At 70.2% G+C, this 14,424-nt stretch carries 11 protein-coding genes and 1 riboswitch; of the genes, 7 read left to right on the top strand and 4 right to left on the bottom strand.

From position 1 onward, the window contains the following. Positions 1-12 precede the first annotated feature (12 nt). Genes ACZ6SF_RS24920 through ACZ6SF_RS24905 form a run of 4 tightly spaced genes read left to right on the top strand, consistent with a single transcriptional unit; the run spans position 13 to position 2,974 of the window. A complete protein-coding gene (locus tag ACZ6SF_RS24920; protein WP_466065551.1) occupies positions 13-1,101 on the top strand; it encodes a thiamine-phosphate kinase in 1,089 nt (362 codons plus the stop codon). Positions 1,102-1,112: 11 nt separating this feature from the next. Continuing rightward, a complete protein-coding gene (locus ACZ6SF_RS24915; RefSeq protein WP_466064968.1) occupies positions 1,113-1,796 on the top strand; it encodes a uracil-DNA glycosylase in 684 nt (227 codons plus the stop codon). A 36-nt stretch (positions 1,797-1,832) separates the two neighbouring features. After that, positions 1,833-2,060: a hypothetical protein gene (locus tag ACZ6SF_RS24910; protein WP_450001128.1), complete on the top strand. Its 228-nt coding sequence runs from the start codon at positions 1,833-1,835 to the stop codon at positions 2,058-2,060. A 50-nt stretch (positions 2,061-2,110) separates the two neighbouring features. Then, a complete protein-coding gene (locus ACZ6SF_RS24905; protein ID WP_466064966.1) occupies positions 2,111-2,974 on the top strand; it encodes an alpha/beta fold hydrolase in 864 nt (287 codons plus the stop codon). Between the two features lie 7 nt (positions 2,975-2,981). Here the strand turns inward: ACZ6SF_RS24905 and ACZ6SF_RS24900 are convergent, their stop codons facing one another. The 3 genes from ACZ6SF_RS24900 to rpmB all read right to left on the bottom strand — a co-directional run bounded on the left by ACZ6SF_RS24900 (position 2,982) and on the right by rpmB (position 4,603). Further along, a complete protein-coding gene (locus ACZ6SF_RS24900) occupies positions 2,982-3,767 on the bottom strand; it encodes an enoyl-CoA hydratase/isomerase family protein (protein ID WP_466064964.1) in 786 nt (261 codons plus the stop codon). Continuing rightward, on the bottom strand, positions 3,764-4,321 hold the full coding sequence (locus ACZ6SF_RS24895) for a GNAT family N-acetyltransferase (protein ID WP_466064962.1): 558 nt from the start codon (positions 4,319-4,321) through the stop codon (positions 3,764-3,766). The genes ACZ6SF_RS24900 and ACZ6SF_RS24895 overlap by 4 nt, the downstream gene beginning before the upstream one ends. Positions 4,322-4,411: 90 nt before the next feature. Beyond that, positions 4,412-4,603: a 50S ribosomal protein L28 gene (gene rpmB, locus ACZ6SF_RS24890; protein WP_011210730.1), complete on the bottom strand. Its 192-nt coding sequence runs from the start codon at positions 4,601-4,603 to the stop codon at positions 4,412-4,414. 304 nt (positions 4,604-4,907) lie between these two features. Here rpmB and ACZ6SF_RS24885 point away from each other — a divergent pair, with 304 nt between their 5' ends. Next, the gene (locus ACZ6SF_RS24885) at positions 4,908-6,656 is read left to right on the top strand and encodes a DAK2 domain-containing protein (RefSeq protein ID WP_466065550.1); all 1,749 of its coding nucleotides are present in this window, start codon (positions 4,908-4,910) and stop codon (positions 6,654-6,656) included. Positions 6,657-6,699: 43 nt separating this feature from the next. Further along, positions 6,700-8,970: an ATP-dependent DNA helicase RecG gene (gene recG / locus ACZ6SF_RS24880; protein ID WP_466064960.1), complete on the top strand. Its 2,271-nt coding sequence runs from the start codon at positions 6,700-6,702 to the stop codon at positions 8,968-8,970. A 299-nt stretch (positions 8,971-9,269) separates the two neighbouring features. Here the strand turns inward: recG and metE are convergent, their stop codons facing one another. Further along, positions 9,270-11,537 carry a 5-methyltetrahydropteroyltriglutamate--homocysteine S-methyltransferase gene (gene metE / locus ACZ6SF_RS24875; RefSeq protein ID WP_466064959.1) on the bottom strand — a complete coding sequence of 756 codons (2,268 nt, stop codon included), beginning with the start codon at positions 11,535-11,537 and terminating at the stop codon, positions 9,270-9,272. A gap of 167 nt (positions 11,538-11,704) precedes the next feature. Further along, positions 11,705-11,842: riboswitch (cobalamin riboswitch) on the bottom strand. 246 nt (positions 11,843-12,088) lie between these two features. Here metE and ACZ6SF_RS24870 point away from each other — a divergent pair. Beyond that, positions 12,089-14,424: pyruvate carboxylase (locus ACZ6SF_RS24870; protein ID WP_466064958.1), on the top strand; the 2,336-nt coding region annotated here is incomplete at its 3' end.

Below are 14,424 nucleotides of genomic sequence, written 5' to 3'. Positions count from 1 at the left end.
CGGCCGCCGCGCCTGGTCACCGGGCACAGGGTACCGTCGGTCCGGAGCGGGGCGGGGAGCGGCGGGCGACCGCGGCGGCGGCGAGCGAGGAAGGGTCGCACGATCAGTACAGGACCGACGGTCGCGGAGATGGGCGAATTCGCCCTCATCGCCCGGATCAACGCAGGCCGGGCCCACGGACCGGCGGTCCGGCTCGGCCCGGGCGACGATGCCGCGGTCGTGACGGCCGCCCGCGGCCACTACGCGGTGAGCACCGATATGTTGATCCAGGACCGGCATTTCCGGCTGGACTGGTCGAGTCCCGAGGACATCGGCCGCAAGGCGATCGCGCAGAACGCCGCCGATATCTACGCCATGGGCGCGGAACCCACCGGCTACGTCATCGGGCTGGGGATCCCCGCCGACTGCCCGGCCGAGGCGGTGCTGCGGCTGGCGGACGGATTCTGGGACGAGGCCGCGCGGGCCGGTGGTTCGGTGGCCGGCGGGGATATCGTGCGCAGCCCGCACTGGGTGATCTCGGTGACCGCTTTCGGCGATCCGCTGGCAGACGCGTATCTCACCCGGTCCGGCGCGCGGGCGGGCGGCACGGTCGCGATCGCCGGCAGCCCGGGCTGGTCGGCGGCGGGATATGCCGTGCTCACGGCACCGGAGGTCGCGGAGACCGCGGAGACGGAACGGGCGCTGGCCGCGCATCGCGCGCCGCGGCCACCGTACGATCTGGTGCGCGCCGCGATCCGCGACGGCCACGCGCCCGTCGCGCTCACCGATATCTCCGACGGACTGCTCGCCGATCTGGGGCATCTCGCCGCCGCGTCGGGAGTCGCGGTCGATATCGGATTCGGCGCACTGGCCGACCCCGCGCTGCGGCGCTGCGCCGACGCGCTGGAAGCCGATGCGCGGCAATGGATTCTGACCGGCGGCGAGGACCATGTGTTCGCCGGCGTCTGGCCGCCCGGAGCGGAGCCGCCACCCGGTTGGACCCCGATAGGGCGTATCGAGGCCGGTCAGGGCGTTACGGTCGACGGTGTCCGATACGAGGGTCCCACGGGCTGGGAAGCCTTCGCGGGGACGGACTCGGCGAAATCGGACCGGTCACGATAGGTTGTGCGGTCATGGGCACGAAACCACTCGCGGACATCATCGATCCGGGCTGGGCGAAAGCGCTGGAGCCGGTGGCCGATCGCATCGCGGCGATGGGCGAATTCCTGCGTGCCGAGAACGCCGCGGGTCGCGGGTATCTACCCTCGGGGGAGAACGTGCTGCGCGCCTTCGGGCATCCGTTCGAGCAGGTCCGGGTGCTGATCGTCGGCCAGGATCCGTACCCGACCCCGGGCCACCCGATGGGGCTGAGCTTCTCGGTGGCGCCGGATGTTTCGCCGGTACCGCGCAGCCTGGCCAATATCTTCGCCGAATACAGCAAGGATCTCGGCCATCCCACGCCCGCGTGCGGTGATCTGAGCCCCTGGTCGGAACAGGGTGTCCTGATGCTGAACCGGGTGCTGACGGTCTCGCCCGGAAAACCCGCCTCGCATCGCGGTAAAGGCTGGGAGCAGGTCACCGAACAGGCGATCCGGGCCCTGGTGGCCCGGGACGAGCCGTTGGTGGCGGTGCTGTGGGGCCGGGACGCGGCCTCGCTGAAACCGGCGCTGACCCAGGCCGAGGTGCCCTGTATCGAATCCGCGCATCCGTCACCGCTGTCGGCGTCGCGGGGATTCTTCGGTTCGCGTCCGTTCTCCCGGGTCAACGAACTCCTGGACGAACTCGGCGCCGAGCCGGTGGACTGGCGCCTGCCCTGACCGGGCGTCGAAAGAGAAACAAGTGAGGAGCACACCATGAAACTGCGCGGCATCACCGCCTCGCTCGCACTGGGCGCCGCCCTGTCGGGCGGGGCCGCGGCGACTGCCGGAGCCGCCCCGCTGCGGCTGGAGCCGGCCCCGGTCACCGCCCCGGTCGCCGAGGACTTCACCTCGAACGGATCGTCCACGATCTCGGCCTCGGTGAACGCCAAAGGCGCCTGCCTGTTCCAGCGGACCCTCAGCGCCATGGATCTGGACTGCTGATTTGTCCGTTCATACGGCGTAACGTCCGCATATTTGCGATGCTGAAAATCGTGAGTAATGCGAACAATCTGCTCGATCCCGTCCGGCTGCGATTGCGCGGCGTGGGCGGGATCGAGCTCGTTGCGGACCAATACGGCCCCTCCGACGGCGCTCCCGTGCTGTTCCTGCACGGCGGCGGCCAGACCCGGCACTCCTGGAAACAGACCGGTGCCCAGCTCGGCGCGGCCGGGATCCGGGCGGTCACACTCGACGCCCGCGGTCACGGCGACAGCCAGTGGGCGCCGGATCGCGATTACCGCTACGAGGCCATGGTCGGCGATGTGATCGCGATCCTCGAACAACTCGGCGGCGGACCCGCGGTGGTGGTCGGCGCCAGTATGGGCGGTATCACCGGCCTGCTGGCAACCGCGGCACCGGGCGGGCAGGCCATCTCCGCGCTGGTGCTCGTCGATATCGTGACCCGCCCCGAACCCGAAGGCGTGAACCGGGTCCTCACCTTCCTCAGCAAGAACCCCGACGGTTTCGCGACCCTGGACGAAGCCGCCGACGCGGTGGCCGAATATCTCCCGCACCGGCCGCGCCCCAAATCCAATACCGGCCTGCTGCGCAATCTGCGCGAACGCGACGGTCGCTGGTACTGGCATTGGGATCCGGGCATCCTCGGCGACAAATCCGCCGATCCGGACCAGATGGCGCGCACCCTCGACGGCACCGCGCGGGCGCTGACCATCCCGGTGCTGCTGGTCCGCGGACTGCAGTCCGATGTGGTCAGCGCCGAGGGCGCGGCCGAATTCCAGGCCCTGGTCCCGCACGCCGAGATCGTCGAAATCGGCAATGCCGCGCATACCGCCGCCGGTGACGACAACGACGCCTTCACCGAGGCGGTGGCGAAATTCGTGCTGACCTCGCGCTGAGGTGCCGTCAGGCCAGGCCGGAGTAATCCGGGGCGCGTTTGGCGAGGAACGCGTCCACGCCTTCCCGGCCGGTCGGGCTACCCGCCGCGGCGCCGATGGCGTCGCGTTCGGCGTCGAGCTGCTCGCTCAGCGTCGCGTTCGGTGAATCGCTCAGCAGGGTCCGGATGGAGGCGTAACTGGCGCGCGGGCCGCGGGCCAGGGTGCGCGCCAGCTCGCGGGCCGCGCCGAGCACCGCGTCGTCGTCGGCGGCGATCCGGGCCAGGATGCCGAGACGCTGGGCCTCGGCGGCGTCGAGTACCGCGTCGGTGAGCAGGATCTCCCGGGCCTTGGCCGCACCCACCAGGCGCGGCAGGGTCCAGGACATCCCGCCGTCCGGGCTCAGCCCGACACCGGGGTAGGCGGGCCGCATCCTGGTGCCCGGACCGCCGATCGCGATATCGGCCGCGCAGACCAGGCTCATTCCGGCGCCCGCGGCCCAGCCGTGTACCGCCGCGACCACCGGAACCGGCGCGGAGTCCAGAGCGCGAACCAGCACGTGCAGGGTGTCGGCCAGGTTGTAGAGGTGGGCGGAACGATCCTCGGCGGCCGCGAAATCCCGGACATCGCCGCCGGCGCAGAAGTTCGGGCCCGCACCGGTCAGCAGTACGGCACCCACCTCCGGTTTCAGCGCCTCCAGCGCGGCGGTACCCGCCGCCACTCCCGCGAAATCCAGCGAGGTGCCTTTGGCGGCGGTGGACAGGGTGATCTCCAGGACCCCGTCATCGATCCGGACGTATTCTGCTTCGGTGCTCATGGCCCAGACATTACTGCCGGGCGCACCATCCTGATCTCGGTTGCGGCGCCGAAGCGTTCGGACCGCTCGGTGCCGTCGGGGGCGAAACCGTATTTCGCGTAGAACGCGCGGGCCCGCGGGTTGCGGTCGAAAACCCAGAGTGAACAGGACCGGCCGGGTTCCAGGACCGCGCCGAGCAAGGCATGCGCGAGCCCGGTTCCGTACCAGCGGGCCCGGACGTACATGGCCGCCAGTTCGCGGTCGGCGACCGCCGGGTGCTCCTGCGGCGGGCCGTATCGGGTGAATCCGACCACCTCCGCGCCGATCCGCGCGATCAGGATCGAACCGTCGTGGCGGCGCGCGGCGCGGGCCCAGCTCGCGGCGCTGCGGTCCACATCGAACGCGTCGAGCAGGTGATCGGGTACGAGGCCGTGATAGGCCTCACGCCAGCAGGCGATATTGCATGCCGCCAGGGCCCGGGCATGGACCGGGCCGGCGGGGAGGATGGTCCAGGGTTGCGGCCCGGAGCTCATCCGCGGACCCGCCGCGGCCGGAACCGGCCCGAACGCGGACACGACTTCGCCCCGGCTCCCGTGGGGGAGCCGGGGCGAAGCGTATTCGAAGGTCTACGGGGTCCGCCGCGACGGCGGACGGTCCGGCAGCGCTCAGCCGCGGACGACTTTGCCCGCCTTCAGGCACGAGGTGCACACATTCATCCGGCGGGTGTTACCCGGGGCGACCTGCGCGCGCACGGTCTGGATATTCGGGTTCCAGCGACGGTTGGTGCGCCGGTGCGAATGCGAGACCGACTTACCGAAGCCGGGGCCCTTGGCGCAGACGTCGCAGACGGCAGCCATAGTCGCGAACTCCTTCATGTCATGGTGGGGATCTGCCACCGGTACAGCGGTCGATCCGAGAACAAGGTCGTCATGCCTGCCGAACACCGGGCTCGGAGAGCGCAGACCGTGTCACGGTCGCGCCAGGCAACCCTGCAAGGGTAGCCCGACCCGCATTCATACTCCAAACCGGGGCCGATGCGCCCGGCGCCGCGCCCGGAGTCCGGGCCCCGGTAGTGCCGAGGGAGCGGGCCGGTCCCGCTAACCTGGCGACCGGGAGATTCCGTTGGTGAGGAACGAGGTGGCGGTGGCCGAGGCCCGGCAGGTGAACGACGGTACGGACGGCGTATCCGACGGTACCGCGCCCGGCGTCACGGGGCTCGACGGCGCCGGTCTGCTGCGGTGGGGCCGGGCCTGTGTCTCGGGTCTCGAGGCGCGGCGCGGGGAGATCGACGCGCTCAATGTCTTCCCGGTGCCCGATTCCGATACCGGAACCAATCTCCTGTCGACCCTGCGCGCCGCCGTCGCGGAGGCGGACCGGGCGGCCGGCGGGCCCGGTGCGCCGATAGCGGCGGGCCGGGCGGCCGCGGCGCTGGCGCGGGGTGCGGTATCGGGCGCGCGGGGCAATTCCGGGATCATCATCGCGCAGGTACTACGCGGTCTCGCCGAGACGACGAGCGGTCCGGAGCTGACCGCCGCCGCCTACCGGGCGGGCCTGCTGCGGGCCGCCGTGCTGGTGCGCGAGAGTCTCAGCCGCCCGGTGGAGGGCACGATTCTCACCGTTCTGGATCGAGCCGGGGCCGCGGCGGCCGGATCCCGCGGGGCCGATCTCGCCGCCGCGGCGCGGGCCGGAGCCGAGGGCGCCGGGCGGGCGCTGGAGGAGACGCGCGACCAGCTCGACGTGTTACGTGACGCGGGTGTGGTGGACGCCGGCGCCCGGGGTCTGCTGGTGCTGCTGGACGAGATGGTCGCGGTGCTCACCGGCGCGGCCCCGGCACGCGGCGAATACGGGGGCCCCGTGGCGCCGCGCGCCGGGGCGCGGGCGGTACCGGAGGAAGCGCGCTACGAGGTGATGTACCGGATCACCGGGGCCGCCTCGCCCGCGGATCTGCGCGCACGGCTGGACGATCTGGGTGATTCGGTGGTCGTCGCGGCCGACGGTGACGGCGGCTGGTCGGTGCATGTGCACTGTGCGGACGCCGGGGCGGCGGTGGAGGCGGGGTCGGCCGCCGGCCGGGTGGCGGATATCCGCATCGAGTACCTCACGGAAACCGCACCGCCCGCGCGACCCGGTGTGGCGCACGAGGCGCCGGCCGCTCGCGGCCGTGCCGGGGTCCCGTGCGGTGGGGACCCCCGGTCCACCGTCCGCGCCACCGGGGACCGGTCCCGGCCGAGCTCCGGGCGGTCCGCCGAACCGGCCGACCGCTGTGTGCTCGCGGTCGCCGCCGGAACCGGCGCCACCGCGCTGTTCGAGGCGGCGGGCGCGGTGGTGCTCGGCGCCGAACCCGCCCTGCGCGCGGCCGCGCTGCTCGCGGCGATCCGCCGGCTGCCGCACCGCGAGGTGCTCGTTCTGCCCAACGGCGCCCTGCCCGCGCAGGAACTGGTCGCCGTCGGCGCGGCCGCCCGGGACGCGCACCGCGATGTGCTGCTGCTGCCCAGCGCCAGCATGGTGCAGGGACTGGCCGCGCTCGCGGTGCACGACCGGTCCCGGATCGCCGTCGACGACGCCTTCGCGATGTCGGAGGCCGCCGCCGCCACCCGCTGGGGAGCGCTGCGCCGGGCGCGCGAGCGCGCCCTCACCATGGTCGGAACCTGCGGGCCGGGCGACGGTCTCGGCCTGGTCGGCCATGATGTGGTCGTGATCGACGCGGATACCCGGACCGCGGGCCGGATCCTGCTGGACCGGATGCTCGGGCTCGGCGGTGAACTGGTGACCCTGCTGGTCGGCGCGCAGGCCCCGGACGGTCTCGCCGACGGTCTCGCGCACCATATCGGGGCGGAGTTCCCCGGTGTGGAGGTCACGGTGTATTCCGGCGGGCAGCACGGTGACCTGATACAGATCGGGGTGGAATGAGCATCCGGCAGACGCGGGTGCCCACGGTGACGGGAGTATCGCGATGGCGACACTGAGCGATCGGCTCGATCATGTCCTGGGCGCGAAAGCGGCCGGGTCGCTGGCCGACGCCTTCGATATGCGGACCGTGGAGGATCTGCTGCGCCACTACCCGTTGCGGTACGCCACCCAGGGACAGCCGCTCACCGAGGAGGCGCCGGAGGACGGGGCGCATATCACCGTGATCGGCCGGATCACCAAAGCCGAACTGCGGCCGATGCGGCAGCGCCGCGGTTCGCTGCTGAAGGTGGTGCTCGACACCGGCGCCGGCCGCGGTGTGGATGTCACGTTCTTCAACGGGGACAAGGTCAAATACGCCGTCCGCCAGGGCGCCCGGGCGATGATGTCGGGAACGGTGACCTACTGGCGGCCCGGACAGTGGAATCTCAGCCATCCCGGCTATCTGATCCTGCCCGAGGCCGGCGACGACGAACCGGCGCTGACCACCGTGCGCGGCGGCGGCGACCTGCGCGGGATCGCGCAGAGCGCCAAGGGCTCCGACGGCGTGGACATGTCGTTCTTCGAACGGGAATACCTGCCCGTCTATCCGGCCACCGCGAAAGTGCAGAGCTGGGAGATCCTGGCCTGCGTACGCCAGGTGCTCGATCAGCTGGACCCGCTCACCGACCCGCTGCCGGACGAGTTGCGGGCCGAACGGGCGCTGATGCCGGTCGGGGAGGCGCTGCGGCTCATCCATCTGCCCGAGCACAAGACCGATATCGAACGTGCGCGCGAGCGGCTGCGTTTCGACGAGGCGCTGGCCCTGCAACTGGTGCTGGCCGAACGCCGGCACGAGGTGTCGGCGCGGATCGCCCCGCCCTGCCCGCCGCGCGCCGACGGCATCGCCGCCGCGTTCGAGCAGCGGCTGCCGTTCGACCTCACCGCCGGACAGCAGCAGGTCATCGATGAGATCTCCGCGGATCTGTCCCGTGAGCAGCCCATGCACCGGCTGCTGCAGGGCGAGGTGGGATCGGGTAAGACGATCGTCGCGTTGCACGCCATGCTGCAGGTCGTCGATACCGGACGGCAGTGCGCGCTACTGGCGCCCACCGAGGTACTGGCCGCCCAGCACTACCGGTCGCTGCGCACGATGCTGGGTGATCTGGGGCAGGGCGGGGAGCTGGGCGCGGCGGAGCACGCCACCCGGATCACGCTGGTCACCGGGTCCATGCCGGTCGCCGCCAAACGCGAGGCGCTGCTCGCCGCGGTGACCGGCGACGCCGGGATCGTGATCGGCACGCACGCCCTCATCCAGGACGCGGTCGAATTCTTCGATCTCGGCATGGTCGTGGTCGACGAACAGCACCGCTTCGGCGTCGAGCAGCGGGACGCCCTGCGCGCCAAGGCGAAAGCGGGCAACTCCCCGCATCTGCTGGTGATGACCGCCACTCCCATCCCGCGCACCATCGCTATGACCACACTCGGCGATCTGGAGACCTCCACCCTCACCGAACTGCCCCGCGGCCGGTCGCCGATCGCGTCGAAGGTGGTCCCGCGCCGGGTACATCCCAACTGGGTGGACCGGGCGTGGGAGCGGATCACCGAGGAAGTCGGCCAGGGCCGCCAGGCCTACGTGGTCTGTTCGCGGATCGGTGACGACGAGGAGGGCGGCGGCGCCCGGGGCGGGAAATCGAAGGGCAAGGGCGCCGACAAGGAACCGCCCAGCACTCAGGCCGTCCTCGACGTGTTCGACCGGCTGCGTGCCGGACCGCTGGCGGCTCTGCGGATCGGGCTGCTGCACGGACGGTTGCCCTCCGATGAGAAAGACCAGGTGATGCGCGATTTCAACGCCGGCGATATCGATGTACTGGTCTGTACGACCGTGGTCGAGGTCGGCGTGGACGTGCCGAACGCGACGGTGATGGTCATCGTGGACGCGGACCGTTTCGGGGTGAGCCAGCTGCATCAGCTGCGCGGCCGGATCGGGCGTGGGAAACATCCCGGGTTGTGCCTGCTGATCACCGACGCGGCTCCCGGCGGGCCGGCGATGACGAGACTGGAAGCGGTGGCCGGCACCACCGACGGTTTCGAGCTGTCGGTGCTCGATCTGCGCCAGCGGCGCGAGGGTGATGTGCTGGGTTCGGCGCAGTCGGGGACGGCGCGTTCGCTGCGGCTGCTCTCTCTGCTCGACGATCTGGAGGTCATCTCCACGGCGCAGGAACTCGCCCGCGCGGTGGTCGCCGAGGATCCGGGTCTCACCCGCCATCCCGGGCTCGCGGCGATGATGCACGCGGCGGTGGATTCCGAGCGCCTGGAATACCTGGCCAAATCCTGACCGCCTCCGGGTCGCGTACGCCGGAAAAGGCAGCGGCACAGGGGAACCGGGGTGTGGTGACCGGCGTCAAACCTGGCACAGGTAACGCCGAGGGGAAGGGGTCGGGTAGATGGAATCGGAGCAGGGGTGCCGAGCGGTACGGCGGTTGTCGACGACCTCGCAGCCGCGGGTCCGGCCGGTGCTGCGGATGACGCGGCGCTGCCCGGAATGCGCGGCGGAGCGTGCCAGACGCCGGGAACCCGACGCTGGGGAGGGCTGACCGGTCCGGGCCGTCACGGCCCGGACCGGTTGTCATTTCGTCAGCGCACGGCCCGCGCCGCGGCGACCATATTGCGCAGCGAGGCCTCCACCTCGGCCGGGCCGCGGGTCTTCAGACCGCAGTCGGGGTTCACCCAGAGCCGGTCCGCGGGTACGGCCTTCAGCGCGGCGCGCAGCGAGGCGGTGATCTCCTCGGTGCCGGGCACCCGCGGTGAGTGGATGTCGTAGACACCGGGTCCCACGCCCGCGTCGAATCCGGCCGCGTTGAGGTCGTCGAGCACCTCCATATGCGACCGGGCCGCCTCGATCGAGGTCACATCGGCATCCAGTCCGGCGATCGCGTCGATCACCTCACCGAATTCCGAGTAGCACAGGTGCGTGTGGATCTGGATCGAATCGGCCACGCCGGAGGTGGAGAGCCGGAACGCGTTCACCGACCAGTCCAGGTACGCGGGCTGGTCGGCCTTGCGCAGTGGGAGCAGTTCGCGCAGCGCCGGTTCGTCCACCTGGATGATCCGGATACCGGCGTTCTGGAGGTCGACGGTCTCGTCCCGGATCGCCAGGGCGACCTGTTTCGCCGAATCCGCCAGCGGCTGGTCGTCACGGACGAACGACCAGGCCAGGATGGTCACCGGACCGGTGAGCATCCCCTTGACCGGCTTATCGGTGAGCGACTGCGCGAAGGTGATCCAGTCGACGGTCATCGGCGTCGGCCGGGTGACATCGCCGAACAGGATCGGCGGGCGCACGCAGCGGGTGCCGTAGGACTGCACCCAGCCCAGTTCGGTGGCCGCGAAACCGTCGAGCTGCTCGGCGAAGTACTGGACCATATCGTTGCGTTCCGGTTCGCCGTGCACCAGCACGTCGATCTCCAGCTTCTCCTGCAGGGCGATCACCTCGGTGATCTCCGCCTGCATCCGCCGGTTGTACTCGGCCTGGTCGATCTCGCCTTTGCGCAGTGCGGCGCGAGCCAGCCGGATCGCCGAGGTCTGCGGGTAGGAGCCGATCGTGGTGGTCGGCAGCGGAGGCAGCTGGAGCCGGTTCTGCTGCAGGGTCCGCCGCTCCTCGGCGGGTGCGCGCCGGATGGAGTCCGGACCCAGTGCGGCCAGCCGCGCCCGCACCTGGCCGTTGCTGATCCGGGGATCGGAGCGACGGCTCGCGGCGGCGGCCCGGGCCTGCTCGAGTTCCGCGGTGACCGCCTCGGTGCCCGAAATCAGGCCGGTGGCCAGTACCCGCACCTCGGCGACCTTCTCGGCACCGAACGCCAGCCAGGACCGCAGCGCGTCGTCCAGCTGCGTCTCCACCGCCAGCGAATACGGCACATGCAGCAGCGAGCAGGACGTCGAGACCGCCAGCGATTTCGCCGACCCCAGCAGAGTGGCCAGTGTCGACAGCGCCTTGTCCAGATCGGCGCGCCAGACATTGCGGCCGTCGACGACACCCGCGACCAGCAGTTTTTCGGCCAGCGCCGGAACAGCGGCCACTTCGGACACGTCGGTGCCGGCGACCAGGTCGACCGCGATCCCCTCGACCTCGGTGGCGGCCAAGGCGGCCAGTGCCGGGCCCGGATGCCCGAAGTAGGTGGCGACCAGGATCGCCGGCCGGTCGGCCGGTGCGGTCAGCTCGGTGTAGACGCGGCGGACGGTCGCGAGCTCGTCGTCGGTGAGATCGGTGACCAGTGACGGTTCGTCGAGCTGCACCCAGCCCGCGCCCGCCTCGGCCAGCAGCCGCAGGAGTTCCTGGTACAGCGGGACGAGTTCGTCCACCCGATCCAGCCCGGCGCCGCCGGAGGTCTTGGCGAGCTTCAGGAAGGTGACCGGCCCGATAACGACGGGTCGCGCCGCAACACCGAGTTCGATCGCCTCACGCAGTTGGGCGAGGACCTCGTCCGGGTTCAGCGTGAAGGTGGTGTCGGGACCGATCTCGGGGACCAGGTAGTGGTAGTTGGTATCGAACCATTTGGTCATCTCCAGCGGTTCGACCGAATCGTTCCCACGCGCCGCGGCGAAATAGCGGTCCAGCGGATCGGCGATACCGGCGACTCGCGGCGGCAACGCACCGAGCAGTACCGCCGCGTCGAGCATCTGGTCGTAGTAGGAGAAGGTGCCGACCGGGATGGAGTCCAGACCGGCAGCCTGCAGTTCGGCGTATTGATCGCGGCGCAGCGTACGGCCGGTCTCGTGCAGCTGATCGGCATCGATACGCCCCGCCCAGTACGATTCGGTGGCGCGTTTGAGTTCCCGGCGGGGCCCCACCCGGGGAAGGCCGAGGACCGTCGCGGTGAACGGACTTTGCGAAATAGCAGTCACGGTGTTCTCCAGTACTGAAGTTCGGTTTGCCAACGCCTTCCGCGGACGCGCGGCACCGATGAGACCCCGAATCTCCCGTATGAACGGGACGTGTCAGCACTGGTGGACCGCAACGCCCAATCCACGAGGCGGTGGTCACCGGGTACGGCGTACCCGGTACAACCGGCAGGTCTTCGGACTCACGGGCACCGGCCGATAGGCCGACCTACTGGCCGTCGCTTCCCAGGCCGTGCGCCCAGTGCTCATGACGGCGGTCGTTCCCGCTCACCGCTGCGGGACAGTTCCGGATTTCCACCGGATTCCCTCTCACCCGCTCGGTGGCGGGCTTCGACGCCGACCCGGACGTTCGGGGCTCCTCATCGTCCGGCCGGCGGACCAGCTGCGTCTCCTACCATAGCCCGGGCGCACGCCATCCCGGCATCGTGGTCCGCCGTGATGTTTGTGACGGCCCGATGACCAAGTCTTCGCAGGCTTGCCATACGCCCTTGTGAAGATTCCGTGAAGTGGACTTCGCTGTCGAAGCTGGATGTGGCGCCGGGTACGTTGGGTCAATGTTCTCGAAAGTCTTGGTTGCCAATCGTGGCGAGATCGCCATTCGAGCCTTCCGCGCGGCGTACGAGCTCGGCATCGGAACGGTCGCCGTCTTCCCACACGAAGATCGCAATTCGGTCCACCGCCTGAAGGCCGACGAGGCATACGAGATCGGCGAGCAGGGCCATCCGGTCCGCGCCTACCTCTCGGTGGAGGCCATCATCGAGGCCGCGAAGACCGCGGGCGCGGATGCGATCTACCCGGGGTACGGGTTCCTGTCGGAGAACCCGGATCTGGCGGCCGCCTGCGCGCGTGCGGGGATCACCTTCATCGGACCCTCCTCGGAGGTTCTGGAGCTGGCCGGTAACAAGGCGCGGGCGATCGCGGCGGCCCGCGAGGCCGGGCTGCCGGTGCTGGATTCGAGTGCGCCGTCCGCGGATGTCGAGGAATTGCTGGCGGCGTCGGAGTCGATGCGGTTCCCGGTCTTCGTGAAGGCGGTGGCCGGTGGTGGTGGGCGCGGTATGCGGCGGGTGGCGGAGCCGGCCGGGTTGCGTGAGGCGATCGAGGCGGCGTCGCGGGAGGCCGAGTCGGCGTTCGGTGATCCGACGGTGTTCCTGGAACAGGCGGTGATCAATCCCCGGCATATCGAGGTGCAGATTCTGGCCGACCAGCACGGCGATGTTATGCATCTGTTCGAGCGCGACTGTTCGCTGCAGCGGCGGCATCAGAAGGTGATCGAGCTGGCGCCGGCGCCGAATCTGGACCCGGAACTTCGGGAGAAAATCTGCGCGGACGCGGTGGCCTTCGCCCGGCAGATCGGCTATTCCTGTGCAGGGACGGTGGAGTTCCTGCTGGATGAGCGCGGTAATCATGTGTTCATCGAGATGAATCCGCGGATCCAGGTGGAACATACGGTGACCGAGGAGATCACCGATGTGGACCTGGTGCAGTCGCAGCTGCGGATCGCGGCGGGGGAGAGCCTGGCGGATCTGGGGCTCGGCCAGGACAAGGTGACGATCCGCGGTGCGGCGATGCAGTGCCGGATCACCACCGAAGACCCGTCCAACGGATTCCGCCCGGATACCGGCCGCATCACCGCCTACCGCACGCCCGGCGGCGCCGGTATCCGCCTCGACGGCGGCGCGAACCTGGGCGCCGAGATCGGCGCCTACTTCGATTCCATGCTGGTCAAGCTCACCTGCCGCGGCCGGGATTTCCCGACCGCGGTGGCCCGGGCGCGGCGCGCGCTGATGGAGTTCCGGATCCGCGGCGTCACCACCAATATCCCGTTCCTGCTGGCGGTGCTCGACGACGACGATTTCACCGCCGGCCGGATCACCACCTCCTTCATCGACGAGCGACCGGAACTGCTCGCCACCCGTGAGCCCGCCGACCGCGGCACCAAGATCTTGAATTATCTGGCGGATGTGACGGTGAACAAGCCGCATGGTGCGCGGCCGACGGCGGTGTATCCGCATGACAAGCTGCCGGGGATCGATCTGTCGGTGCCGCCGCCGGATGGTTCGCGGCAGCGGTTGCTGAGGTTGGGGCCGGAGGGGTTCGCGGCCGCGTTGCGGGAGCAGAAGGCGGTCGGGGTCACCGATACGACCTTCCGTGATGCGCATCAGTCGCTGCTGGCGACCCGCGTGCGGACCAATGGTCTGCTGGATGTGGCCGGGCACGTAGCCCGGCTGACCCCGGAACTGTTGTCGATCGAGTGCTGGGGTGGGGCGACCTACGATGTGGCGTTGCGGTTCTTGTATGAGGATCCGTGGGAGCGGTTGGCGGCGTTGCGTGAGGCGGTGCCGAATATCTGTCTGCAGATGCTGCTGCGGGGTCGTAACACCGTCGGCTACACGCCGTACCCGGAGCGGGTCACCCGGGCGTTCGTAGCCGAGGCGACCGGGACCGGGATCGATATCTTCCGGATCTTCGACGCGTTGAACAATGTGGATCAGATGCGGCCGGCGATCGATGCGGTCCGTGAGACCGGTACCGCGGTCGCGGAGGTGGCGCTGTCGTATACCGGGGATCTGGCGGATCCGGGTGAGAAGCTCTACACCCTGGATTATTACCTGAAGCTGGCCGAGCAGATCGTGGATGCGGGCGCGCATGTTTTGGCGATCAAGGATATGGCCGGGTTGTTGCGGGCTCCGGCGGCGGTTAAGCTGGTGACCGCGCTGCGCAGCAATTTCGCTCTGCCCGTCCATGTCCACACTCACGACACCCCGGGCGGGCAGCTGGCCACCTATCTCGCGGCGTGGCAGGCCGGTGCGGACGCCGTCGACGGGGCGAGCGCGGCGATGGCGGGGACCACGAGTCAGCCGGCGTTGTCGGCGATCGTGGCGGCGGCCGC

Source organism: Nocardia sp. NPDC049935 (assembly GCF_055586645.1).
This window is presented reverse-complemented; position numbering and strand designations above follow the sequence as displayed.